At 66.3% G+C, this 23,665-nt stretch carries 23 protein-coding genes; 9 read left to right on the top strand and 14 right to left on the bottom strand.

Annotated elements, in window-relative coordinates:
- Positions 1 to 73: 73 nt before the first annotated feature.
- The 5 genes from AC5JDC_RS21900 to AC5JDC_RS21880 form a co-directional block, all read right to left on the bottom strand.
- Positions 74 to 1,564, bottom strand: a complete 1,491-nt coding sequence (locus AC5JDC_RS21900; protein ID WP_106775721.1) for a replicative DNA helicase — start codon at positions 1,562 to 1,564, stop codon at positions 74 to 76.
- 271 nt (positions 1,565 to 1,835) lie between these two features.
- A complete protein-coding gene (rplI, locus tag AC5JDC_RS21895) occupies positions 1,836 to 2,411 on the bottom strand; it encodes a 50S ribosomal protein L9 (protein ID WP_106775720.1) in 576 nt (191 codons plus the stop codon).
- A gap of 270 nt (positions 2,412 to 2,681) precedes the next feature.
- The gene (rpsR, locus tag AC5JDC_RS21890; RefSeq protein ID WP_106775719.1) at positions 2,682 to 2,930 is read right to left on the bottom strand and encodes a 30S ribosomal protein S18; all 249 of its coding nucleotides are present in this window, start codon (positions 2,928 to 2,930) and stop codon (positions 2,682 to 2,684) included.
- On the bottom strand, positions 2,930 to 3,388 hold the full coding sequence (gene rpsF, locus AC5JDC_RS21885) for a 30S ribosomal protein S6 (protein ID WP_106775722.1): 459 nt from the start codon (positions 3,386 to 3,388) through the stop codon (positions 2,930 to 2,932). Before rpsF ends, rpsR begins: the two co-directional genes overlap by 1 nt.
- Before the next feature lie 284 nt (positions 3,389 to 3,672).
- Positions 3,673 to 5,520 carry an LTA synthase family protein gene (locus AC5JDC_RS21880; protein WP_495844556.1) on the bottom strand — a complete coding sequence of 616 codons (1,848 nt, stop codon included), beginning with the start codon at positions 5,518 to 5,520 and terminating at the stop codon, positions 3,673 to 3,675.
- A 296-nt stretch (positions 5,521 to 5,816) separates the two neighbouring features.
- Between AC5JDC_RS21880 and fabD the strand changes: the two genes are divergently transcribed.
- From fabD to gmk, 9 genes are all read left to right on the top strand, one after another.
- Positions 5,817 to 6,752 carry an ACP S-malonyltransferase gene (gene fabD / locus AC5JDC_RS21875; RefSeq protein WP_495844552.1) on the top strand — a complete coding sequence of 312 codons (936 nt, stop codon included), beginning with the start codon at positions 5,817 to 5,819 and terminating at the stop codon, positions 6,750 to 6,752.
- 70 nt (positions 6,753 to 6,822) lie between these two features.
- Complete coding sequence (relB, locus tag AC5JDC_RS21870; RefSeq protein WP_495844550.1) at positions 6,823 to 7,044, top strand: type II toxin-antitoxin system RelB family antitoxin; 222 nt, start codon at positions 6,823 to 6,825, stop codon at positions 7,042 to 7,044.
- A complete protein-coding gene (locus tag AC5JDC_RS21865; RefSeq protein ID WP_495844548.1) occupies positions 7,028 to 7,294 on the top strand; it encodes a type II toxin-antitoxin system RelE family toxin in 267 nt (88 codons plus the stop codon). Before relB ends, AC5JDC_RS21865 begins: the two co-directional genes overlap by 17 nt.
- 43 nt (positions 7,295 to 7,337) lie before the next feature.
- Positions 7,338 to 8,075 (top strand): 3-oxoacyl-[acyl-carrier-protein] reductase, encoded by a 738-nt coding sequence (fabG, locus tag AC5JDC_RS21860; protein WP_495844546.1) that lies wholly within the window; start codon positions 7,338 to 7,340, stop codon positions 8,073 to 8,075.
- Positions 8,076 to 8,293: 218 nt separating this feature from the next.
- Complete coding sequence (locus AC5JDC_RS21855) at positions 8,294 to 8,530, top strand: acyl carrier protein (RefSeq protein ID WP_106772025.1); 237 nt, start codon at positions 8,294 to 8,296, stop codon at positions 8,528 to 8,530.
- Between the two features lie 37 nt (positions 8,531 to 8,567).
- On the top strand, positions 8,568 to 9,830 hold the full coding sequence (gene fabF / locus AC5JDC_RS21850) for a beta-ketoacyl-ACP synthase II (protein WP_106772026.1): 1,263 nt from the start codon (positions 8,568 to 8,570) through the stop codon (positions 9,828 to 9,830).
- Positions 9,831 to 9,909: 79 nt separating this feature from the next.
- Positions 9,910 to 11,115, top strand: coding sequence for an endolytic transglycosylase MltG (gene mltG / locus AC5JDC_RS21845; RefSeq protein WP_495844543.1), 1,206 nt, complete (start codon positions 9,910 to 9,912; stop codon positions 11,113 to 11,115).
- Between the two features lie 116 nt (positions 11,116 to 11,231).
- Positions 11,232 to 12,122, top strand: a complete 891-nt coding sequence (locus tag AC5JDC_RS21840; RefSeq protein ID WP_495844542.1) for a YicC/YloC family endoribonuclease — start codon at positions 11,232 to 11,234, stop codon at positions 12,120 to 12,122.
- Between the two features lie 3 nt (positions 12,123 to 12,125).
- Positions 12,126 to 12,773 (top strand): guanylate kinase, encoded by a 648-nt coding sequence (gmk, locus tag AC5JDC_RS21835; protein ID WP_106772029.1) that lies wholly within the window; start codon positions 12,126 to 12,128, stop codon positions 12,771 to 12,773.
- Positions 12,774 to 12,873: 100 nt separating this feature from the next.
- Here the strand turns inward: gmk and AC5JDC_RS21830 are convergent, their stop codons facing one another.
- The 9 genes from AC5JDC_RS21830 to AC5JDC_RS21790 form a co-directional block, all read right to left on the bottom strand.
- Positions 12,874 to 14,388, bottom strand: coding sequence for a winged helix-turn-helix domain-containing tetratricopeptide repeat protein (locus AC5JDC_RS21830; protein WP_495844539.1), 1,515 nt, complete (start codon positions 14,386 to 14,388; stop codon positions 12,874 to 12,876).
- Between the two features lie 488 nt (positions 14,389 to 14,876).
- Complete coding sequence (locus AC5JDC_RS21825) at positions 14,877 to 15,260, bottom strand: hypothetical protein (protein ID WP_495844537.1); 384 nt, start codon at positions 15,258 to 15,260, stop codon at positions 14,877 to 14,879.
- Positions 15,261 to 15,341: 81 nt separating this feature from the next.
- On the bottom strand, positions 15,342 to 16,172 hold the full coding sequence (rsmA, locus tag AC5JDC_RS21820) for a 16S rRNA (adenine(1518)-N(6)/adenine(1519)-N(6))-dimethyltransferase RsmA (protein ID WP_495844536.1): 831 nt from the start codon (positions 16,170 to 16,172) through the stop codon (positions 15,342 to 15,344).
- Positions 16,169 to 17,185 (bottom strand): 4-hydroxythreonine-4-phosphate dehydrogenase PdxA, encoded by a 1,017-nt coding sequence (gene pdxA, locus AC5JDC_RS21815; RefSeq protein ID WP_495844534.1) that lies wholly within the window; start codon positions 17,183 to 17,185, stop codon positions 16,169 to 16,171. Before pdxA ends, rsmA begins: the two co-directional genes overlap by 4 nt.
- A gap of 338 nt (positions 17,186 to 17,523) precedes the next feature.
- On the bottom strand, positions 17,524 to 18,462 hold the full coding sequence (locus AC5JDC_RS21810; protein WP_495844532.1) for a SurA N-terminal domain-containing protein: 939 nt from the start codon (positions 18,460 to 18,462) through the stop codon (positions 17,524 to 17,526).
- A gap of 87 nt (positions 18,463 to 18,549) precedes the next feature.
- On the bottom strand, positions 18,550 to 20,997 hold the full coding sequence (locus AC5JDC_RS21805; protein WP_425351319.1) for an LPS-assembly protein LptD: 2,448 nt from the start codon (positions 20,995 to 20,997) through the stop codon (positions 18,550 to 18,552).
- Positions 20,997 to 22,085 (bottom strand): LPS export ABC transporter permease LptG, encoded by a 1,089-nt coding sequence (lptG, locus tag AC5JDC_RS21800; RefSeq protein ID WP_106772036.1) that lies wholly within the window; start codon positions 22,083 to 22,085, stop codon positions 20,997 to 20,999. The genes AC5JDC_RS21805 and lptG overlap by 1 nt, the downstream gene beginning before the upstream one ends.
- A complete protein-coding gene (gene lptF / locus AC5JDC_RS21795) occupies positions 22,082 to 23,281 on the bottom strand; it encodes an LPS export ABC transporter permease LptF (RefSeq protein ID WP_106772037.1) in 1,200 nt (399 codons plus the stop codon). Before lptF ends, lptG begins: the two co-directional genes overlap by 4 nt.
- A gap of 183 nt (positions 23,282 to 23,464) precedes the next feature.
- Positions 23,465 to 23,665 (bottom strand): hypothetical protein (locus tag AC5JDC_RS21790; RefSeq protein WP_495844530.1); only part of this gene is annotated, 201 nt, incomplete at its 5' end.

The raw sequence follows: 23,665 nt of genomic DNA, 5'->3' as shown, positions 1-23,665 counted from the left end.
CCCCTTGCGGGGGAGATGTCCGGCAGGACAGAGGGGGGTGCTGTCCCGCCAGCCTAGCCATGCTGGACGCCACTCATTCGAACCGATCCGGCAAATGATGCTCCTCGGCAAGATCGGAGAAACGGGTGAATTCGCCCTGGAAGGCCAGCGACACCATTCCCGTCGGGCCGTGGCGCTGTTTTGCAACGATCACTTCCGCCTTGCCGCGCGCCTCGTTCATCTCGCCTTCCCATTTCAGATATTCGTCGGTGCCGGGCTTCGGCTCCTTGTTCTTGAGATAATACTCCTCGCGGTAGACGAAGATCACAACGTCGGCGTCCTGCTCGATCGAGCCTGATTCGCGCAGGTCCGAGAGCTGCGGCCGCTTGTCCTCGCGGCTTTCCACCTGGCGCGACAGCTGCGACAGCGCGATGATCGGCACGGCCAGTTCCTTGGCCAGCGCCTTCAGCCCGGTGGTGATCTCGGTGATCTCCTGCACGCGGTTCTCGTTCGCGCGCTTCGACGAGCCGGTCATCAGCTGGATGTAGTCGATGACGATGACGTCGAGGCCGCGCTGGCGTTTCAGCCGGCGGGCGCGGGCGGCCAGCTGGGCGATCGAGATGCCGCCGGTCGAATCGATGAACAGCGGGATCTTCTGCAGCATCTGCGTGCAGCCGACCAGTTTTTCGAAATCCGCCTCGGTCAGGTCGCCGCGCCTGATCTTGGAGGAGGGGACCTCCGCCTGCTCGGAGATGATGCGGGTGGCGAGCTGCTCCGACGACATTTCCAGCGAGAAGAAGCCGACCACGCCGCCATTGGCCGCCTTGAACGAGCCGTCGGCCTGCTGCGCCGGCTCGTAGGCGTGCGCTACGTTGAAGGCGATGTTGGTGACCAGCGAGGTCTTGCCCATGCCTGGCCGTCCGGCCAGCACGATCAGGTCCGAGGGTTGCAGGCCGCCCATGCGGTTGTCGAGGTCGCGCAGGCCGGTGGCGATGCCGGACAGATGCCCGTCGCGCATATAGGCCGCGCTCGCCATGTCGATCGCCGTCTTGATGGCGTCGGAAAAACTCTCGAAGCCGCCGTCGTAGCGGCCTGTCTCGGCGAGCTCGAACAGCCGCCGTTCGGCGTCCTCGATCTGCGCCTGCGGCGACATGTCGACCGGCGCGTCATAGGCGATGTTGACCATGTCCTCGCCCACCGTGATCAGTGCCCGGCGGGTGGCGAGATCGTAGATGGCGCGGCCGTAGTCGGAGGCGTTGATGACGGTGACCGCCTCGGCGGCCAGCCGTATGACATATTGCGCGACCGTCATGTCGCCGACCTTCTCCTCGGCCGGCAGGAAGGTCTTCAGCGTGACCGGCGTCACCGCCTTGCCCATGCGGATCATGTCGCCGGCGACGTCGAATATTTTTCGGTGCAGCGGCTCGTAGAAATGCGAGGCCTTGAGGAAATCGGAGACGCGGTAGAAGGCGTCGTTGTTGACGAGGATGGCGCCGAGCAGCGCCTGCTCGGCCTCGATGTTGTTCGGCGCCTCGCGATAGAGCGGTGTCTCCGCCACGCTGAGTTTTCGCGCTGCCTCTGCCATGCTGCCCTCAAGAACCCCTGCCGGTCCGGGTTACCAGAAGCCGCGGCACGAGTGGGAAACTATCCGTCTCGGTACACTGGATTCACAGATCGCGGGTCCCGGTGGAAAGATTTGCCCTTGACCGGAAGCCAGGCGTTTTTCGCGAATCACGGCCAAGCTTAGCGGGTTGCGGCGCGCATGTGAACAAAGCAGAAACGGCGGAAGCCCGCGCATGAAAAAAGGCCCGGGCGGTCGGCCCGGGCCTTTCTGCGTTCGCAAGCGAGTCGGGCGGTCAGCCTTCGACTTCTTCCTCGGTGGCCGGATCGAAGAAATTGTCCGGCCGGGCGTTCTCGTTGATGTCCTCGCCGTAGATCGCCTCGGCGGTGGTCAGCGTCTCGCCGCGCGACTGGCGCTCCGCCTCTTCGGTCGAGCGGGCGATGTTGAGGGTGACGGTGGACTCCACTTCCGGATGCAGCGCGATCGCCACATTGGTCAGGCCGATGGTCTTGATCGGCTGGTTGAGCTCGACCTGGTTGCGGTTGACGGAGAAACCCTCGGCAGTGAGCAGGTCGGCGATGTCGCGGGTCGACACCGAGCCGTAGAGCTGGCCGGTCTCGCCGGCCGAGCGCACGATGATGAAGCTCTTGCCGTCGAGCTTGTCGGCGATCTGCTGGGCTTCCGACTTGCGCTCGAGGTTGCGCGCCTCGAGCTGCGAGCGCTGGCCTTCGAACTTCTTCTTGTTGGCCTCGTTGGCGCGCAGCGCCTTGCCCTTGGGCAGCAGGAAGTTGCGGGCAAAGCCGTCCTTGACCTTGACGGTGTCGCCCATCTGGCCGAGGCGGGAAATGCGTTCGAGAAGGATGACTTCCATGTCTCTGTTCCTTTCAGCGTGCCGCCGGAGCGGCAATTTCGGAAACGGACGGGGAAGCGGGGGCAACTGGTCGTGCCGGGGTCGCTGTCCTGCCCGTTGCGGCAGTTAGGGGCGAAAAAAATGCCCCAACTCGGGATTTGTGTTTCGACCCGCCGCGCCCGTCGCGGGGGGAGGAAGTGCCGGGGACAGTTTACTTTCTTTCCGATGGCGCCGAGGTCTCGACTGCCCCTGCTTTTCTGCGGAAAAAGTAAACTGTCCCCAGCGCCTAACTTAGCGTACCAGGTAAGGCAGCAGGCCGAGGAAGCGGGCGCGCTTGATCGCCCTGGCGAGCTCGCGCTGCTTCTTCTGGCTGACCGCGGTGATGCGGCTCGGCACGATCTTGCCGCGCTCGGAGATGTAGCGCTGCAAGAGGCGCACGTCCTTGTAGTCGATCTTCGGGGCGTTGGCGCCGGAGAAGGGGCAGGTCTTGCGGCGGCGGTGGAACGGACGCCGCGTCGGGATCTGGTTGATGTCGACCATTATTCGGCGGCTCCTTCAGCCTGTTCGCGCGGGCGGCGGGGACGGTCCTCGCGGTCGCCGAAGCTGCGCGGGCCGCGGTCGCCGAAGCTGCGCGGGCCGCGGTCGCGATCGCCGAAGCCGCGCTCGCTGCGCTCTTCGCGCTTCTGCAGCATCGCCGACACGCCTTCCTCATGCGCCTCGACCTTGATGGTCAGGAAGCGCAGGATGTCCTCGGACAGGCCCTGCTGGCGCTCGAGCTCGTTGAGCGCGGCCGGCGGGCAGTTCAGGTCCATCAGCGTGTAGTAGGCCTTCCGGTTCTTCTTGATCCGGTAGGTGAGGGACTTCAGTCCCCAGTTCTCGACCCGGCCGACGGTGCCTCCGTTGGCAGAGATGACGCCCTTGTAGTGCTCCACAAGCGCGTCGACCTGCTGCTGCGAGAGGTCCTGGCGGGCAAGAAACACATGTTCGTAGAGAGCCATGATGTCTTTGCCTTTCTTCAACATTCTGCCCGGCACCGGCGGCTAAGCCTCTGCAACCTGTCTGACCCGACCGAAGCGGCGAGGAAGAAAGGAGCATGGACGGTCGAGAGCGGAGACACGGGAGACCGAAGCACATCCGGCTTCAAGCGGAAGTTTTTTTGAAAAACCTCCGGCCCTCCGTTCAGCCCCCAGCCGGGACCGGCAGAAGCGCGCTCTATACAGGGTTTTGGCCGGAACGCAAGGCGGTGGCGGAAAACAACGGCGATCGCCTGGATGGTCCCGCCTCACCAGCCCACAGGCCGCGGTCCTCCGCTCTCCGGCGGCTTGGGGAAGAAGGCGGCGTCGCCGAAACGTTTTCCGAAGATGAGGTCGTACTGCAGGTAGCGGTAGTCGCGGATGAGCGGGTCGAGCTGCTCGCTGCGCGCCCAGTTCGGCGTCTCGGTGCCGGCCCGCGCCACCAGCATGTTGCGGTCGACGGCGAGGAAGCGGTCGTGCACGGCGCCGAGGAAGCCGGTGTAGTAGGGATGGCTGAAGCCGGCCGTCCGCATCAGGTGCAGCGGCAGGAAGGCCGGGCTGATCGAGCCGAGGTCCTTGATCGCGCCGGTGCGGTTCGACCACAGCACCAGCGGCGTCTCGTGCTCCAGCGCCAGCGTCTCCAGCGGCGCGTTGCGGTCCGCCACGTAGCCCTTCATGAAGCCGGTCTCGACGAAGACCTGGCCGAGAGGCGGCAGGTGGTCGCCGAAGAAGGCGATGATCGTCGGCCGTTGGCGCTTGCTCGCCCAGTCGATCAGCCGTGCCAGGCTCTCGTCGGCGTCCGCGATGCCGGTGGCAAAGGTGCGCAGCGCGCCGCGTGCCGCCTCGCTCATCGGCCCGTCGACCGCGATCCTGGAATCGGGATAGCGGTTCGGCTCGTAGGGCCCGTGGCCTTGCAGCGTGACGGCGAAATAGAAGAACGGCCGCACCGTCCATTCCGCCTCGCGGATGATGGCGTCGACGAAGGCGGTGTCGGCGGCGAGCGGTCCGCGCTTTTCCAGCGGCGGCAGCGATTCCTCCGACAGGAAGCGATCGAAGCCGAAGGCGTGGTAGACGCTGGAGCGGTTCCAGAACCATCCGGCGAACGGATGGAAGGCGCGCGTGGAATAGCCCTCGCTCTTCAGGAAGGTCGCCAGCGACGGCATCGGCGCGCGCACATATTGCTGGTAGGGTATGCTGCCATAGGGCAGGAAGGCGTTGGAGAAGCCGGTAAGCGCCTCGAACTCGACATTGGCGGTCATGCCGCCGAATTCCGGCGACAGCACATGGCCGGAGCCGAGCGCGCGCACGGTCGGCATCGGGTCGGGCGTCACAGTGGTGGCGGGCAGGCGGGTCGGATCCCAGAAGGATTCGCTCATCACCACGATGATGTCCGGCTTCTCGGCCGGCGCGGCGAGCGGCGCGGGCGCGGCGCCGGCGATGGCCTTGATCGCCTCTTCCGAATAGCCCTTCGGCGCCGCCACCTTGGCCATCGGCACGTTGAGCGCGAAGGCGATGGCGAAGCCGTTGCTGTTGTAGTTCTCCTTCTGGTCCCACATCACCGGCGAGATCTGCAGACGGTCGCGGGCCCAGGAGAAGGTGGCGTAGTCCATCAGCGAGCCGAAGAACACCAGCGCCGGCAGCGCCACCGCCAGCCTGGACAGGCGCGCCCGGAAAGTCAGCCGCGGCGCCCGCCGCCGCCAGAACCGCCAGGCCACGACCAGCAGCACGATCGCCAGCACGGCGGCTGCCGCGAACGCCACGGCCGTGCCGGGGCGCTGGCGCACCAGCAGCGGCAGCAGCTCGACGATCTGCCGGGCATAGAGGAAGTCGGTCGGATAGAGCGGGTCGCCGAGATAGAAGGCCTTCTGCTGGCCGACGAAGGCGAGGCCGAGCGCCACCGGCGCGAGCAGGAACAGCGCGTGATACGGGCGCCCGAGCAGGGCGTCGAGGAACACGATCAGCAGCGCGAACAGCACGATCGTCGTCCAGCCTGGCCGGAACGGCTGCTGGAAGAACAGCAGCGTCTGCTCGAGCGAGCCGCGGGCGGTCAGCTCGACGGCGAACACCAGCAGCGCCGCGATCAGCAGCAGGGCGGCGACCGATCCGCACAGCCGCATCGGGCCGCGCCGGACGGCCGGACGGACGCCCGATGCGGACGGCTTCGCCGGCTCGATGTTCGACTGGCCAGAACTCAAGGCACGCTTCCTCAATCGACGTCGCGACGCCTGTCGCTCATCCGTCATGGTAATGTCATCCAGTTTTCACAAAAATCCAGAGCTTTGGCCAAATTGCGGTACGGTTTGCGCGCCGGCGAAGGATTTCGGCAACAGCTCGGCCGCCGAATCGCCAGGCCTGCCCTTGACTTTCGCGGCGGCCTCGCGCGACAGGCAGGCCGCAAAGGCAGGAGACGATCATGGCGATAGCGTTCACCTTTCCCGGGCAGGGCAGCCAGGCCGTGGGCATGGGCAAGGATCTGGCGGCGGCTTTCCCCGAAGCCAGGGCGGTGTTCGACGAGGTCGACGAGGCGCTCGGCGAGAAGCTTTCCACGATCATGCGGGAGGGCCCCGAGGAGACGCTGACGCTGACCGCCAACGCGCAGCCGGCGCTGATGGCGGTGTCGCTGGCCGCGGTGCGCGCTCTGGAGGCGCGCGGCTTCTCCTTGAAGGACAAGGTGACCTATGTCGCCGGCCATTCGCTCGGCGAATATTCGGCGCTCGCCGCCGCCGGCACGTTCTCGATCGCCGACACCGCCCGGCTGCTGCGTATCCGCGGCAACGCCATGCAGAAGGCCGTGCCGGTGGGCGAGGGCGCCATGGCGGCGATCCTCGGGCTCGCGCAGGATGACGTGGAAGCTGCCTGCGCCGAGGCCGGGCCGGGCGTGCAGATCGCCAACGACAATGGCGGCGGCCAGCTGGTCATCTCCGGCGCCAAGGCGGCGGTGGAGAAGGCCGCGGCGCTGTGCACGGAGAAAGGCGCCAAGCGCGCCATCATGCTGCCGGTCTCCGCTCCTTTCCATTCGGCCCTGATGGCGCCGGCGGCGGAGGCCATGCGCGAGGCGCTGGCGGCTGTGGCAAAGTCGCGGCCGGTCGTGCCGGTGGTGGCGAACGTCGTGGTGCGGCCGCTCACCGACCCCGACGAGATCGCCCGGTGCCTGGTCGAGCAGGTGACCGGCCAGGTGCGCTGGCGCGAGACGGTCGAATGGTTCGGCGCCAACGGCGTGACCACGCTTTATGAAGTGGGCGCCGGAAAAGTGCTGTCCGGACTGGCGCGGCGTATCGACAAGGAGATCGCCACAGCGGCGATCGGCACCCCGGCCGATGTCGAGGCGGCGCTGGCGGCGTTGGGTTGAAGGCAAACCTTGAAATTGTAGGGGCGTGGCACTATTGTGAATACATGTATTCAACCACTGTGGTGAAATCGTGCCGACTTCAATCCGCCTTTCGCCCGAGACCGAGCAGCGCCTGAGCGTCCTGGCGGCAAAGACGGGGCGTAGCAAGGCGTTCTACCTGCGCGAGCTTATCGAACAGGGGTTGGAGGATATCGAGGACTATTACCTGGCGGTGGAAGCCATGGAGCGCCTCCGGCGCGGGGAGGATGAAATCCTGAGTCACGAGGAATTCTGGCGTGGCGTGGAGGCTTGAGTACCTCCGATCCGCGACGAAATCCGTTGAGCGACTGGATCCGCAGACACGCGAGCGCATCCGCGATTACCTGCGCAACCGCATCGCGACGATGGAAGATCCTCGAAAGGCCGGCAAGCCGCTCAAAGGTCCTTGGGCAGCCTCCTGGCGGTTCAGCGTAGGGGACTACCGGATCATCTGTGATATTCAAGGCGACCGGCTGGTCATTCTCGTGATCACCATTGGGCATCGCCGGGATGTCTACCAATGACCGGTCTTCAAGGGACCGGCGAGGAAAAGTGAAAAGGCACGGAATGTTCGATCTGACCGGCAAGAAAGCCCTCGTCACCGGCGCCACCGGCGGCATAGGCGAGGCAATCGCCCGCACCCTGCACGCCCGGGGCGCCATCGTCGGCCTGCACGGCACGCGCGTCGAAAAGCTCGAGGCGTTGGCCGGCGAACTCGGCGAGCGGACAAAACTGTTCCCGGCCGACCTCACCAATCGCGACGAGGTCAAGGCGCTCGGCCAGAAGGCGGAGGCCGATCTCGAAGGTGTCGACATCCTGGTCAACAATGCCGGCATCACCAGGGACGGGCTGTTCGTGCGCATGTCGGACGCCGACTGGGATGCGGTGCTGGAGGTCAACCTGACTGCGGTTTTCCGCCTCACCCGCGAGCTGACGCATCCGATGATGCGCCGCCGCAAGGGCCGCATCGTCAACATCACCTCCGTGGTCGGCGTCACCGGCAATCCCGGCCAGGCCAATTATTGCGCCTCCAAGGCCGGCATGATCGGCTTCACCAAGTCGCTGGCGCAGGAGATCGCGACCCGCAACGTGACCGTCAATTGCGTCGCGCCCGGCTTCATCGAATCGGCCATGACCGGCAAGCTGAACGACAAGCAGAAGGAGGCGATCATGGCCGCCATCCCGGCCAAGCGCATGGGCACCGGCGTCGAAGTCGCCGCCGCTGTCGCCTTCCTCGCTTCCGACGAGGCGGCCTATGTCACCGGCCAGACCATCCACGTCAACGGCGGCATGGCGATGATCTGAGCGCCGCGGGCGCTGCCGCGCCGCGCCTCGTTCGCGGCACGGCCTGCCGCGTTTTCGCCTTGGACGGCCCAGTATTTTCGTGTAATGCGCGAGACAAGGGACGAGGAAGACAATCCCCGACAGCAACGGCCGCGCCGTGGCAAACGCCATCTTTCAGCTTGATTAGCGGCACTCCGCCCGCTAACGAAGGCCACTAACCTGAGACGAAGGAAGCCAACATGAGTGACACCGCAGAGCGCGTCAAGAAGATCGTGGTCGAGCATCTCGGCGTCGACGCCGAGAAGGTGACGGAAGCCGCGAGCTTCATCGATGATCTGGGCGCCGACAGCTTGGACACGGTCGAACTCGTCATGGCTTTCGAGGAAGAATTCGGCGTGGAAATTCCGGACGACGCGGCCGAGACCATCCTCACCGTCGGCGACGCGGTGAAGTACATCGACAAGGCCTCGGCCTGATTTCCCGGACATGCCGTCAACGCATCGGGAAACTGCGATGAGGCGTGTCGTGGTCACGGGTCTTGGTCTGCTGTCGCCGTTCGGCGTCGGTGTCGACCATAGCTGGAGCCAGATCCTTGCCGGCAGGAGTGCCTGCCGGCGGGTCGACAGTTTCGACGTCGAGGATCTTCCCTGCAAGATCGCGCATGTGATCCCGCGCGGCCCCGGCAACGAGCATGCCTTCGATCCGGAAGCCTATCTGGAGCCGAAGGAGCTGCGCAAGATCGGCGATTTCATCCTGTACGGGATCGCGGCGGCCGACGAGGCGCTGAAGGATGCCGGCTGGGAGCCGAAGTCGGCCGAGGACCGCAACGCCACCGGCGTGATGATCGGTTCGGGCATCGGCGGTATCGACGGCATCGCCGACAACGCCATCCTGCTCAAGGAGCGCGGCCCGCGCCGCATCAGCCCGTTCTTCATTCCCGGCAACATCATCAATCTCGTCTCCGGCCAGGTGTCGATCCGCCACGGCCTCAAGGGGCCGAACCATGCGGTCGTCACCGCCTGCTCGACCGGCGCGCACGCCATCGGCGACGCGGCGCGGCTGATCATGTTCGGCGATGCCGACGTGATGCTGGCCGGCGGCGCGGAAGCGCCGGTGACGCGGCTGTCGCTGGCCGGCTTCGCCGCCTGCCGGGCGCTCTCCACCGACCGCAACGACGCGCCCGAGACGGCGTCGCGTCCGTTCGACCGCGACCGCGACGGTTTTGTCATGGGCGAGGGCGCGGGTGTCCTGGTCCTCGAGGAACTGGAGCACGCCAAGGCGCGCGGCGCGAAAATCTATGCCGAGATCGTCGGCTACGGCCTGACCGGCGACGCCTATCACATCACCGCCCCGGCGGAGGACGGCGACGGCGCCTTCCGCTGCATGGCCGCCGCGGTGAAGCGTGCCGGGCTGCAGCCGGCCGATCTCGACTACGTCAACGCGCACGGCACCTCGACCATGGCGGATACCATCGAGCTTGGCGCGGTCGAGCGGCTGGTCGGCAACGCGGCGTCGAAGATATCGATGTCGTCGACCAAGTCGGCGGTCGGCCACCTGCTCGGTGCCGCCGGCGCGGCGGAGGCGATCTTCTCGATCCTGGCGATTCGCGACAACATCGCGCCGCCGACGATCAACCTCGACAATCCGGAGCGTGAAACCGCGATCGATCTGGTGCCGCACAAGGCGCGCTCCCGGCCGATCGACGTGGCGCTGTCGAACTCCTTCGGCTTCGGGGGGACGAACGCGTCGCTGGTGTTCCAGCGCTTCGACGGCTGAGCGCCGGCTGGCTGCGGCCCGCCGGGAATTTTGCCATATTCGCGCCTAGTCTCTCGGCGCGATCAGGTTTTTCGAGGCGATGAGCGACACACAGACACCTCCTGCCGAGTTCGGACGGCGGCCCGAGCCGCCCAAGCCGGAAGAAGAAGCGGCGAAGCCCAAGGCCGCGAGCGAGGCGCTGCGCCCGCAGCCGGCTGCGCAGCCCGCCGCGCCGCGCCGGTCGCGCGCCTCGCGCAACCAGATCGTCGTCTTCATGAATTTCCTGATCTCGCTGGTGATGCTGGCGATCGTGGCGGCCGGCGCGGCGGTCGTTTTCGGCAAGCGCGCCTTCGAGGCGCCCGGCCCGACCACCGAGGCCAGGACCTTCCTGGTCAGGCCGAACAGCGGCGTCGGCCAGATCGCCACGCAACTCGAGCAGAACGGTCTGATCAGCGACGCGACGGTGTTCCGCTTGGGCGTGCGCAGCTATGGCGGCGAGGCGACGATGAAGGCCGGCGAATACGAGGTCCAGGCCGGCGCCTCGATGCACGACATCATGAAGCTGCTGCAGAGCGGCCGCTCCATCATGTATTCGCTCACCATTCCCGAGGGCCTGACCGTCGCCCAGGCGTTCCGCCGCATCGCCGAGGCCGAGGCGCTCGCCGGCGACATGCCGACCGAGATCCCGCCGGAAGGCAGCCTCGCCGCCGACACGCAGCGCTTCACCCGCGGCGCCGAGCGCAAGGTGATCATCGACAAGATGCTGGCGCAGCAGAAGGCGCTGATCGACGAGGTCTGGGCCAAGCGCCAGCCGGACCTGCCGGTCGCCGACGTCAACGAGTTCGTGACGCTCGCCTCCATCGTCGAGAAGGAGACCGGCATCGATGCCGAGCGCCCGCAGGTCGCTGCGGTCTTCGTCAATCGCCTGCGCAAGAAGATGCGGCTGCAGTCCGACCCGACCATCATCTACGGCCTGTTCGGCGGCGCCGGAAAGCCGGCCGACCGGCCGATCTACCAGTCCGACATCGAGAAGCCGACGCCCTACAACACCTATGTGATCAACGGCCTGCCGCCGGGGCCGATCGCCAATCCGGGCCGCGCCGCGCTCGAGGCGGTGGCCAATCCGGCCGACACCGAAGACCTCTATTTCGTCGCCGACGGCACCGGCGGCCATGTCTTCGCCAGGACGTTGCAGGAGCACAACCGCAACGTCGCGCGCTGGCGCGCTTTCCAGAAGCAGCAGGCCGAGGCGGCCAAGGCCGGCGCTCAGGACGGGGCGGGGCAGGAAGCGCAGCCCGCCCAATAGGTAGCGCGCCCACTGGACGGGACGGCGCGGACGCTTTACCGCATGGAATGGTCCTCCCGAGCCCGCCGGCGCCCGGGGAATGACGCCTTGGCTTTTTGCTGGAGGTAACCGGCGCCATGAACCTACAGAGCATGACCGGCTTCGCGCGCGCGACCGGCGACTTGGACGGAACGTTGATCGCCTGGGAGCTGAAGTCGGTCAACGGCAAGGCCGTCGAGATCAGGCTGCGCCTGCCGTCGGGCAGCGACCGGCTGGAGCCGGCCGTGCGCCAGGCGGTCCAGCGGCGCTTCGCCCGCGGCAATTTCCAGGCGACCCTGACCATCGGCGCGAGCGGCACGGCTGCGGCCGTGCCGGTCGTCAACGAAGCCTTTTTGAGGGATCTCGCCGGGCTCGCCGTGCGGCTGACCGAGCAGTTCGGCGTCGCTCCGGCCAGCGCCGACGGCCTGCTGGCGCTGCGCGGCGTGCTCGAGCTTCCCGAGGCGGCGGAGACCGAGGAGAGCCGCGCCGCCCTCGATGCGGCGACGCTCGCCGTGCTCGATCGCGCCCTGGACGATCTCGCCGAGGCACGCAAGGCCGAGGGCAAGGCGATCGGCGAGGTGCTCGCCGGCCACATCGCCGCGATCGAGGCGTTGACGGAACGCGCCGAGGCCGATCCGTCGCGCGAGCCCGCCGTGATTCGCGCCCGCATCGCCGAGCAGGTGGCGCTGCTGATGGACGCGGCGGCCGGCCTCGACGAAAGCCGGCTGCACATGGAGGCGGCCTTCCTGGCGACCAAGGCCGACATCCGCGAGGAGATCGACCGGCTGAAGACGCATGTGGCCTCCGGCCGCGCGCTGCTGGCCGCAGGCGGTCCGGTCGGCCGCAAGCTCGACTTCCTGGCGCAGGAATTCAACCGCGAATCGAATACATTGTGCTCGAAATCGAACGCCGGAACGATCACCGCCATCGGCCTCGAGCTCAAGGCGGTGGTGGACCAGTTCCGCGAGCAGCTACAGAATCTGGAGTGACCGATGGGCGACGTTCCTGCAGGCATTCGCCGCCGCGGGCTGATGCTGGTGCTGTCCTCGCCTTCGGGCGCGGGAAAATCGACGATCGCGCGCAACCTTCTCGAAAGCGACCATGAGCTCAGCCTGTCGGTCAGCGTGACCACGCGGCCGCGCCGCGGCAGCGAGATCGACGGGGTGCACTACCACTTCGTCACCCAACGCGAGTTCGACCGGCTGCGCGATTCCGACGCGCTGCTGGAATGGGCCGAGGTGCACGGCAACTGCTACGCCACGCCGCGCGAGCCGGTCGAGGCGGCGATGGCGGAAGGCCGCGACATGCTGTTCGACATCGACTGGCAGGGCGCGCTGCAGCTGAAGGACAAGATGCGCGCCGACATCGTCTCCATCTTCATCCTGCCGCCCTCCATGGCCGAATTGAAGAGCCGGCTGAAGCGCCGCGCCGAGGATTCGGAGGAGACGATCGAGCGCCGGCTGCAGAACGCCCGCCTCGAGATCGAGCACTGGCGCGATTACGACTACGTCGTGATCAACCGCGATCTCGACCGCGCCTTCGCCCAGGTGCGCGCCGTCGTCGCCGCCGAGCGCCTCCGCCGCGACCGCCGCCCGGGCCTGTTCGACTTCGTCTCGGGGCTGCTCGACGAGAAGGTGTGAAGGGGCGGGGGCCGAAAGCGACGTTCGGCAGCCGCCCACGACCGCCAGACGCGGACGCTACTGCATGCCTGGACTTCTCGCCGTCGAGGCCTCCTGGGCGCTACGGGTCATCGCGGGCCGCAGCTGAGGCGAAGCTCATGTCCTGATCGACGCGCCGCAGGATGGCGCGATAGCGGCTGAACACGGCGGGATCCTCGAAGAAGTCCAGCTCCCAATCGGCGATCGCGTCGATGTCCAGCCCCGGCCAGTTGGCCTTGAGCTTTGCCAGCGTGTCTTGTGCCTGTCTGGTTTCGCCCAACTCGGAATGGCAGATGACCAAGCGAGCCAGCGACCACGATGGAATGTTTGGCATTTTCGCGTAGCAGGCGATCGCCTCGCGATATCGCCCGGCCGTCGACAGTATGATGCCGCGAAAGTCCTCGTACCATCCCACCGCGAACGGGTCGCGGCGCTGGGCTTCATTGATCCCGCCAAGCGCCTCGTCCGGCCTGCTGGTGTAGCTGAGCAGGAGCGCATGGATGCTGAGAATGAACGGGTCGTTCGGGTTGAGCGCGATCGCACGGTCAAGGCTGATTTCGGCCTGCCTGAACTCACGCAGATACAGGAGGGCAAATCCGGTGGCGAGATGTCCGTACGCCTCGTCGGGGTCAAGCTGCAACGCGGTTTTTGCCATCTCCAGGCCCGAATGCAGATGACGCGGATCATCATAGACCCAGTAGAATTTCATGGATTCGACGAAACCGAGCATGGCGTGGGCGGCTGCAAACCGTGGATCGAGCTTGACCGCCCGGCGCAGAAAGTGCTCCGCCTCATGCGCCGTGTCATAGACGGCTGCCAGCGGCAGCGCCCGCAGATAGAATTCATAGGCCGACATGTTGTCGGTCGGCCGGGCCCTGGCCCGCGACGCGATCGCGGTTCTGGCCTGCCGGGCCAGGCGGGCGGCGATCATCTGGGTGATTTCGTCCTGGATGGCGAAAATGTCGTCAAGGTCCCGGTCGTAGCGCTCGCCCCAGATATGCGCCGCCGAGGACGCGTCGATCAGCTGGACGGTGACCCGAACCCGGTTGCCGATCTTGCGCACGCTGCCTTCGACGACGTACTGGACGCCAAGCTTCTTCGCCACGCTGGCCGGGTCGTTCGCCTTGCCGCGGAACTGGAAGGAGGAGTTCCGCGCAATGACCAGGAACTCCCTGAACTTGCCGAGCTCGGCGATGATGTCCTCGGTGATCCCGTCGCTGAAATAGTCCTGCTCCTGGTCGCCGCTCATATTGTCGAAGGGAAGTATGGCGATGGACGGTCTGGCCGGAGCCTCCGCCGCGGCCACCAAGGGTTTGGGGCCGGCATATTTATAGCCACGGCCATGCACGGTTGCGATCATCTCGGCGGGCAGCAGCTTTCGCAGCGCCGAAATGTGGACCTGCAGCGTGTTCTCCTCCACCACCAGGCCCGGCCAGGCCGCGTCGAAAAGCTCGGCCTTGCCGACCACGTCGTCCGGCCTGTCGAGCAACATGGCGAGGATGTCGAAGGACCGGGCCGAAAGCTCCACCGGGCCTTTCGGCCCCAGCAGCAGCCGTTCGGCTCGTTTCAAACGATAGTTCCCAAACTCCAAGTCCATTGGCCGAGAACCCATCCCTTGCGGGCAGGATAGCTCAAGTCGGCTCGCAAGGCGAACTTCAGCGCTGTTCAGGACTCTTCAGGTCCGGACCAAGGACCTGAGTGGGACGCGGTGTCATCCTCGCCGTAACAGGAGGGCACCATGACCGACATCTCTCCTATCGCTCCAGCTGCTGGCCGCCGCCCTAACTTGCAGCGACCAAGCATACCCATGCTAGGAATCGGAGCATCGCTTGCCGCCATGTCCGCTTTGCTCGGCGATGCATTCAGCATGGCCTACGTGGACCCCTACGCCAGTCACCGGCGCCGACCGCAGGTCGCCAATGACGATGGCCTCGAAGGCCGAGATCCCTCCTGGTGAACTGCGCAAGACGCTCACCGAGTAGCCCTGCGAATGGCATTCCAGCCAGCTAGCCTGCCTGCTGGGAATTTCAACTCGTGCTGCGATCGGTTCCTGTGAGCGCCTGTCGTCCGCCGCTCCTCGGTCCTTCAATAAGCGCGGTGACACTCGTCAGAGCTATAAAGAATACAAACGAATTGGGCGCTGTCCTTGACCATCCGGAAGAATCGCGCCTTCCGCACGAGGACATCCCGAACCGCGCAACTGTCCGCCGCGCGGTCAATGGTCGCCACCGGGCCGCCGATGCAAGATCGATGATGATAGGGGTGAATGAGGATGCCAATGTCGAGCAAGGGTATAAACGTGCGCCTCAGGACGATCTCCCCGGACGCCATCGGCACGTAGCCCTGATTGATCAATTCGACCAACGTCGGCTTTGCTTTGATTTTTTCTGCCGCAGAAGCGGCTGTTGAGATCAGCAGAGCGAAGAAGATGAGAGTTCCGCAAATCTTCATGGCGTCGCTCTCTCTCAAGCGCCAACCCTCGTGCGACAATGCTTGTAGTACATCGGAGACCATGCCCAATTTTGGGCGCGCAACAAAAATTCGGCCCTCTCACACCAGATTCGCCAGCCTGACAAACTCCTCCACGCTCAGCGTCTCGGCCCGCCGCGTGCCGTCTATGCCGGCGGCGTCCAGCAGCCTCTCCCCGCCCAGACTCTTCAAACTCTGCCGCAGCATTTTTCTCCGCTGCCCGAAGGCGGCCTCGGTGACGCGCTCCAGTCTGCGCAGATCCGCCGCCAGCGGGTTTTCGCGCGGCAAAATGTGAACGACGGCCGAGGTCACCTTGGGCGGCGGCGTGAAGGCGCGCGCCGGGATGTCGAAGGCGATGTCGGCGCGGCTGCGCCAGCCGGCGAGCACGCCGAGCCGGCCGTAGGCGTCGGCGCCCGGTTGGGCGACGATGCGCTGCGCCACCTCCTTCTGGAACATAAGCGTCAGCGAGCGCCAGAAGGGCGGCCATTCGGCCACCGTAAGCCAGCGGACCAGAAGCTCGGTGCCGATGTTGTAGGGCAGGTTGGCGACGACTTTTATCGTCTTGCCCGGCGCCAGCGCGGCCATGTCGACCTTCAGCGCGTCGGCCGCCACGACCGCCAGCCGGCCGGGATAGTGCGCGGAGATTTCGGCCAGCGCGGCGAGGCAGCGCTCGTCGCGCTCGATCGCGACCACCCGTTTCGCGCCGTGCATCAGCAGTGCCCGCGTCAGTCCGCCGGGGCCGGGACCGACCTCGATCACCGTCGTGTCGGCGAGGTCGCCGGCCGTCCGTGCGACCTTGCCGGTCAGGTTGAGGTCGAGCAGGAAATTCTGGCCGAGCGCCTTTTTGGCGTGCAGTCCGTGCCGCTCGATCACGTCGCGCAGCGGCGGCAGGCCGTCGGCGGCGAGGCTCATGCGGCGCTCCGCGTGGCCATGTCGCCGGCGAGTTTTAGCGCCGCCACAAGGCTCTCCGGCTTGGCCACGCCCTTGCCGGCGATGTCGAAGGCGGTGCCGTGGTCGGGCGAGGTGCGGATGAAGGGCAGGCCGAGCGTGACGTTGACGGCGTCGTCGAAGCCCAGCGTCTTGGCCGGGATCAGCGCCTGGTCGTGATACATGCAGATCGCCGCGTCGTAGGTTTCTCGGGCGCGGCCGTGGAACAGCGTGTCCGCCGGCAGCGGCCCGCGCGCGTCTATGCCGGCGGCCCGCAGCGCCGCGACGGCCGGGCGCACGACCTCCTCGTCCTCGCGGCCGATCGAGCCGTCCTCGCCGGCATGCGGGTTGAGCCCGGCGACGGCCAGCCGCGGTCCTGCGATGCCGAAGCGGCGCGCCAGCTCGGCGGCGACGATCTCGCATGTCTCGACGATGTCCCCGGTCGTCAGCGCCCTGGGTACGGCGGCGAGCGGGATGTGGATGGTGACCGGCACGGCGCGCAGCTTTGGCCCGGCCAGCATCATCACCGGCCGTGCCTCGACGCCGGTGCGCGCCTTCGCCAGCTCCGCCAGATATTCGGTGTGGCCGGGGAAGCGGAAGCCGCCGTCGTAAAGCACCTTCTTGGCGATCGGGCAGGTGACCACGGCGGCGGCGTCGCCCGCAAAGGTGTCGGCGACGGCGCGGTCTATCGATTCGAGGATGCCCGGCACGTTCGCCACGTCCGGCCTGCCCGGATCGTCGTGAAATTTTGCCGCGAGCGGCACGATGGGCAGGGTTTCGGCAAAGCGCGGCGCGGCTTCTCCAGGCTCCACCTCCGCCAGGGGAACCTCCATGCCGAGCCGCTTCGCCCGCGCCGCCATCAACGCGGCGTCACCGAGCAGATAGAACGGCGGCAGTGCGTGCTGCCTGCGTCCCTTCCAGGCGGCGAGCGCGATCTCCGGGCCAATTCCCGCCGGGTCGCCGACGGTGAGGGCCAGGGGGAGGGGAGGATGGGTCATGCTGGACGGCCTTGCTCTGCACCGCTGGAGCATCTCGTTGCCGGTACGGCATCGATTCTAGGGTCTGCGCCTTCGCTGCGCTCCGGCTTCGCCCTGGGATGACGAAGGCGATTGGGGCCAACGCCAATCACCAACGTTGGAGATTGGCGGAGAACGCATTTCACTTCGTCATCCTAGGGCGGAGCAGGCCGAAGGCCGTCGCGAAGACCCTGGGATCCATGCCGTACCGACAACGACATGCTCCAGCGATGCAGAAATCACAATCCGTGGGCTGGCGCCATACCATCGCGCGCAAGGCGGTCGCGATTCAACGCGAAACCGAGATTCGCCCGCGCGCCTTACCGCTCGACGATCTTGGCGCGTCCCCTGAGCTCGGCGATGTATTTCTTGTCGAGCTCTTCCGCCTGCTGGTCTTCCGTACCTTCGGCCTGGAACACCGACTTGGCCACCCGGTCGTCGGAGACCTCGCGGGCGTTGCAGATGCCGATGAACTCGACGCCGCGGTCGGTCTCGCGCACCTGCGTGGCGCCGCCGGTGCGGGTGGCCTTGATCTGCTCGGCCCAGTCCTTCGGCAGCTCCGGCGCGAGCACCCGGCCGACGTCGAGCACGGTCACGTCGACCAGCCCCTTGGCGAATTCGCGGGTGGTGTTGCAGCCGGTGAAACGGGCCCGCATCGCCTCGGCCTCGCGCTTGCGCTTGGCCACATTGCCCTTCTCGCCGGCCGGCACCACGAAGATCACCCGCTGCAGCGTGTATTCGGTCGCCGACGGCTTGCTGCCGCCCTGCTGCAGCATGCGGCGCACCGCGTCCTGCTCGCTCATCGTTCCGCCCTGCGAGCGGAAGCGCGACGACAGCGCCTGGTTCCAGCCGAGCTGGGTGCGGATGAAGTCCTTGAAATGCTCGGGCGTGACGCCGGCCTGGTTGAAGACGCCGTCCAACTGCTTGGCCGTCATCTTGTTGCCTTTGGCGAAACGCTCATAGGCCGTCTGGACGTTGGCGTCCGACACACGGATGCCGAGGCGGCGGATCTCGGCCTGGCGCAGTGTCTGGTCGACCATCTCGTCGCCGGCCATCTTGGCCAGGTCGCCCTTCTTGCGCTGCAGTTTCAGGAAGGCCACGCGCCGCTGCACGTCATAGCTGGTGACGGCGGTGTTGTTGACGACGTATTTGATCTCGCTCGCCGTCGCCGGCGTTCCCGAGAGGGAGACGGACAGCGCCGCGACCGAGGCAAGGATCGCGATGTTGAGCGACAGAAGCGTTTTTCTCACGGAGGCCATCCCTGCGGATCTGGTTCCCATTCTTGCCGTTGATCTAATCCGGTCGTTGGCCGAATTCTGGGGCGAAACGATGGCGCCGGCGACGATTTACTGCACGAAGGCGGCATTGCTGGCGCTGCTGGCGCCGCTGTTGCCGATATCGCCCAGCGTCCTCAGCGAGATGTTGAACCCGAAGGTCCGCTCGTCGTCGTCCTCGCCGTCGGCATCGCGCGTGGTCGACATCGTCAGCGTATAGGAGAAGCACTCGTCGTCATAGGCGAAGCCGAGCGAATCGGAGACGAGCACGCTCGACTGGAAGTCGTAGGTGCCGGAGCCGAACACCCGCCAGTTCTCGCGGAAGCGCAGCGAAGCGCCGGCCGAGACCTCATGCCGGTCCTCGCTGAAGCCGTAGAGCGGCTGCGCCTGGATGAAGGTGTAGTTGCTGGTGACCGACACCGTGCCGTTCGAGTAGCCGGCCTTGGCTTCCACCCGCCGCACCTCGAAGGTCTGTTCGTCGAAGCGTCCGCTCAGCGACGCCGAGGCGCCGAACGGAGTGGCGAAGCCGACCAGGCCGACGAAATCCGACCGGTCGGTCTCGAGGCCCGAATAGGCGCCGGCATGGACGAGGTCCGGCGAGGCGAAGGAATTGTCGCCGCCGAGGTGGTAGGACTGGCCGAACAGCGCGTTGGTCGACCAGCCATTGTCGTAGCTGCCGCTGTAGCGCAGGCCGATATTGGCGCGCGAGCCGCCCTCGATGCGGTCGTAGCCGGAGAACTTGTCGCGCTCGAACAGCGTGGCCGCGTCGAACACGAAGCTCTGCGCGTCCTCGTTGGGGATGCCGAAGCTGCGGGCGTAGTCCTCGTCCGGACGGGCGAAGACCTGCGCCATCGGCTCGAGCACATGCGAGGCGCTGACGCTCGAGAACAGCACCGGCCAGCGCAGCTCCATGCCCGCCGTCGCCATCAGCCGGTAATAGGCGGACTGGATGTCGGTGCCGATGCCGGTCGCCGGCGTGTTGGCGAGCGCGTTGATCGCCGCGACCGACGCGTCCGACTGATCGACATAGGTGCTGTCGGCCTGGAAGCCGAGCAGCGGCGTGACCACCAGCCCGCCGTCGGTGATGATCGAGCGCTTCCACTCGGCCTCGGCGGTCACCCGCGTCGAAGTGCCCTCGATGCCGGGGATGACGTCGCCGCGCTGCTGCCCGTCATAGAGGTTGTCGAACGTGTCGTCGTCGAGCTCCTCGCGATAGATGGAACGCGCGTTGAGGTCGATCTGCAGCTCGCCGCCCATGACCGGCTCGTCGGGGATGTAGGCATAGTCGAAGCTCGGCAGCACCCACGGCTGGTACTGGTCGACCGACAGCGGATCGCCGTTGAGGTTGTCCTCCTGGACGTCGAACTTCATGCCGCGCAGGTCGAAATAGTTCCGGTCGTGCAGTCCGGTCAGGTAGATTTCGGAGCGGTGGGTATATTGGCTGAAGCCCTCGATGCCATAGGTGCGCGAGAAGTTCTTGTCGCTCTGCAGCATGATGTCCCATCCGAGCTGCCAGCGCGGATTGAGGTCGAACTGGCCCTTGCTGCCGACCATGCCGCGGAAGCGGTTCGGGTTGCCGTCGGGACCCGAATCGACCGTGTCGGCGTCGAACTCGTCGGGATTGGCCTGGTGGATGCCGGCGATCTTCAGGCTGTACTGGCCATTGTCGAAGCGCTGCCGCCACTCCGCCTCGCCGAGAAAACCCTGCTTGGTGTAGCCGGTGCCGGAAACCGTCAGGTCGTAGGTCGGCGACAGGGCGAAGTAGTAGGGGACGGTAACCCCGACGCCGAGGTCCGAATCGATCCGCACCGACGGCATCAGGAAGCCGCTCTTGCGCTTCACCGTCGGGTCGGCGATCTCGAAGGCCGGCAGGCTGGCGATCGGGAAGCCGAAGAACTCGAAGCGCGACTGCTCGAAGCGCACGGTCTTGGCCTTGCCGTTCCAGATGATCTTCTTGGCCTTGATGCGCCAGATCGGGGCGCGGTCGGGCTGCTCCTCGCAGGGCGCGCAGGCGGTGTAGACGCCGTTGTTGAAGGTGGTCAGCAGCCCGCCCTTGCGCTCGGCGCTCTCGGCCGCGAAATAGGTCTTGTCGATGGTCTCGACGCGCAGCGCATTGACGAAGCCGTCGGCGAAATCGTCGGTGATGTCGATCTCGTCGGAAAAGACCTTGGTACCGGTGCTGTCGATGATCTGCACGCCGCCGCTCGCCACCAGGCGCGACGTCTTGCGGTTGTAGCTGACGCGCTGCGCCACCAGCTTGTTGCCGCCATAGTCGATTCGCACGCCGCCGACCGCCGTCACCATGTCGGCGTCGATGTCATAGACCAGCGTGTCGGCCTCCATCAGCATCTGCGAATCGCTGGGAACCTCGCCGCCCATGCGTTCGGCCAGGTCTCCGATTTCCTGCGCGCGCACGCCTTCGGCGGCGGTGCCGAGCAGAAGCGCCAGCGCCAGCGCGGTCGAGCCGTAGAGGCCCGCGATTCGCGCCCGCCCGCGGCTATGTGCAACTCCGGACGCCACTAGCCGTCTTCCTTGTAAAGCAGGAATGTAACCCCGAAAAACAACGCAACCACCACCGGCAACCATGCAGCGACATAGGGCGGCACGAATCCGGCGTTGCCAAATGCCCTCACAAGAACGGAGACAACATAAAGCAGAAAGCCCGCCATCACGCCACCCAGAATCATCGTCGCCGATTGCCCCAGGCGGGCGAAGCGCATCGACACCGTCGCCGCGATAAGCGTCATGGCGACCAGCAGCATCGGCAGCGCCAGCAGCGAGTGGAACTGCATGGCGAAGGCGTTGGCCCGCAACCCGAACGAGCGGGCGACCTCGATCTTGGAGGGCAGGTCGAAGAACGGAATCGTCTCCGGCCGCGCCAGCCGCTCCTGCACGAATTCCGGCTTGAGATTGGTGGGCACCCGGTCCTCGGCCAGCGTCTCCACCTTGGCGCCGTCGCGCATGCGCCGCACCCCATCCAGCTCCCAGTAGCCGTCGCGCAGATAGGCGTGGCGCGCGTCGCGGCGCTCGACGATGTCGCCGTTGGCGTCGATCGAGAAGAACACCGCGTCGGCCAGCTCGACACCCTGGTTGAGCACGGCGCGCGCGCCGATGATGGTGTCGCTGTCCTCCGTCTTCTGCCGGATCCATGGGGCGGAGAAGGCCGAGACCTTGTTGGACGAGCCGGAGCGGATCTGCGTCTCCAGCAACTCGGACTGCGAGAACCCGCGGGCGGCGAGCGGGTTGAGCAGGAGCACGATGATCACGCCGAAGGCGAACGCGCCCAGGCAGGGCGGCAGCAGGAACTGCCAGGCCGAGACGCCGGCGGAACGGGCGATCACCAGCTCGTAGGTGCGGTTGAGCGAGATCAGCGTCGCCATCGCCGAGAACAGCGCGATGAAGGGCACGGCCTGCAGCAGGATCATCGGCACCCGGAACAGCGACACGCCCAGCGCCGACAGGAAGGTGAAGCCCGGCAGTCCCGACGTCCGGCTCGACAGCTCGGTGAAGTCGATCAGGAAGACCAGGGCGAACATGCCCAGGAAGATCCAGAAGGTGATGACGGCGTAGCGGCGGAAGAAATAGCGCCCGAGCGTGATGCCGATCATGCCCGCCTCCGCGCGGCGCCGCCGTTTCTCAGCCGGTTCCAGAAGCTCGACAGGCGCTCTCCCAGACCGCCGCTGTCGACCAGGCGGTCGGTCCAGGAGACGGGCAGTTCCATCGTGCGGTTGGCGTGGATGAACCAGCCGGCGACCGCGACCGCTCCGAACGGCACGAGATAGATGGCCGGCGTCAGCCACGCCGCCGTCTGCGCCTGGTTGGTGACGAAGAAGCCCAGCCAGCGCACGAACAGGCAGATGGTGATCGCCGTGATCAGCGGATTGATCCGGTTCTCCCGGTGCGAGCGTGCATCGCCCGCCACCGCCAGCGCGATGCAGGCGAAGACGATCGAATAGAGCCATTCGCTGAGGCGGCGGTGCAATTCCACCCGGAAGGAGCGCGGGTTCTCCTGGAACACGCGGTCGTTCGGATCCGGGTCGAGCAGATAGGCGATGGTCCGGTCCTTCGGATACATGGTGATCGACTCGGACGCCTTGGAGAAGGCCGAGAGGTCGAAGGCATAAGAGCTGAAGCGCACGATCGACACGTCGCCCGACGGCCGCTTGCGGTGCACGACGCCGTCGCTCATCACCAGCAGCTGCTTGCCCTGGTCGTCATCCACCACCGCCCCGGTCTTGGCATAATAGACGAGGTCGATGCCCTCCTCGCGCGAATCGGCGACGAAGATGCCGCCGAGCCGCCCGTCCGGAAGCCGCTCGCCGACCTGCACGAACAGCCCGTCGTCGACCCTGCGGAAGGTGCCTTCCTGGATGACCAGCGACAGAAGGTCGGCGCGCGCCGCCGCGACAAGATGGCGTCCGCGCTCGCGCGCATAAGGATCGACGGAATTGTCTATTGTGAAGGACAGGACGCTGGCGGCGGCGGCGAGCAGCAGGATCGGCTTCATCACCGTGCCGCGCGAGGCGCCGGCCGCGTTGATCACCACCAGTTCCGAATCGGTGTTCATGACGCTCAGCGTCTGCGCCACCGCGATCACCAGGGCGAAGGGCACGACGATGGTGATGATCGAGGGCAGGATCAGCGTCGCGATCTCGAAGAAGGTCAGCGCCGACTGGCCGTTGTCGGTGACGAGGTCGATGCGGGTCAGCACCTGCGTCGTCCACACGATCGCCAGCGTCCAGAACAGGGCCGCGGCGAAAACCTCCACCGTCCGCCCCAGGATGTAGCGTTCAACGACTTTCATCTACGCGGCGCGATCCTTGTCGGCGGGGTCTCTCGGCGACTGCCGAAGCGGCCGAAACTACCCGCCCTCATTGGGCAAGACAATCCTGCCGGAAAGATGACGATCGTCGCAGGCAGTCCCGGCTGTCTCGAATTGTCGGCATCTTTGGATAAGAAAGCGGCAACCGACATGGTGAACGCATCGCTAATGGTTGCCTCCGCTGTCGGCCGGCATGCGCACCGACATGCCGCGGAAGATGGTGAGCGCAAAGCCCGCCGGCAACAAGCGACTCACTTCACGTAAGGGCAGGGCTATACGTAAGGGCAGCGCTATCGCATGTGAGTTGTATCGGAGCGGCAGACAGCTCTGCGTCGTCATTCCGGGGCCGCGCAGCGGAACCCGGAA

The organism is Kumtagia sp. (assembly GCF_059502445.1).
The sequence above is the reverse complement of the archived record's forward strand: the minus strand, read 5'-3'. Positions and strand labels throughout refer to the sequence as shown.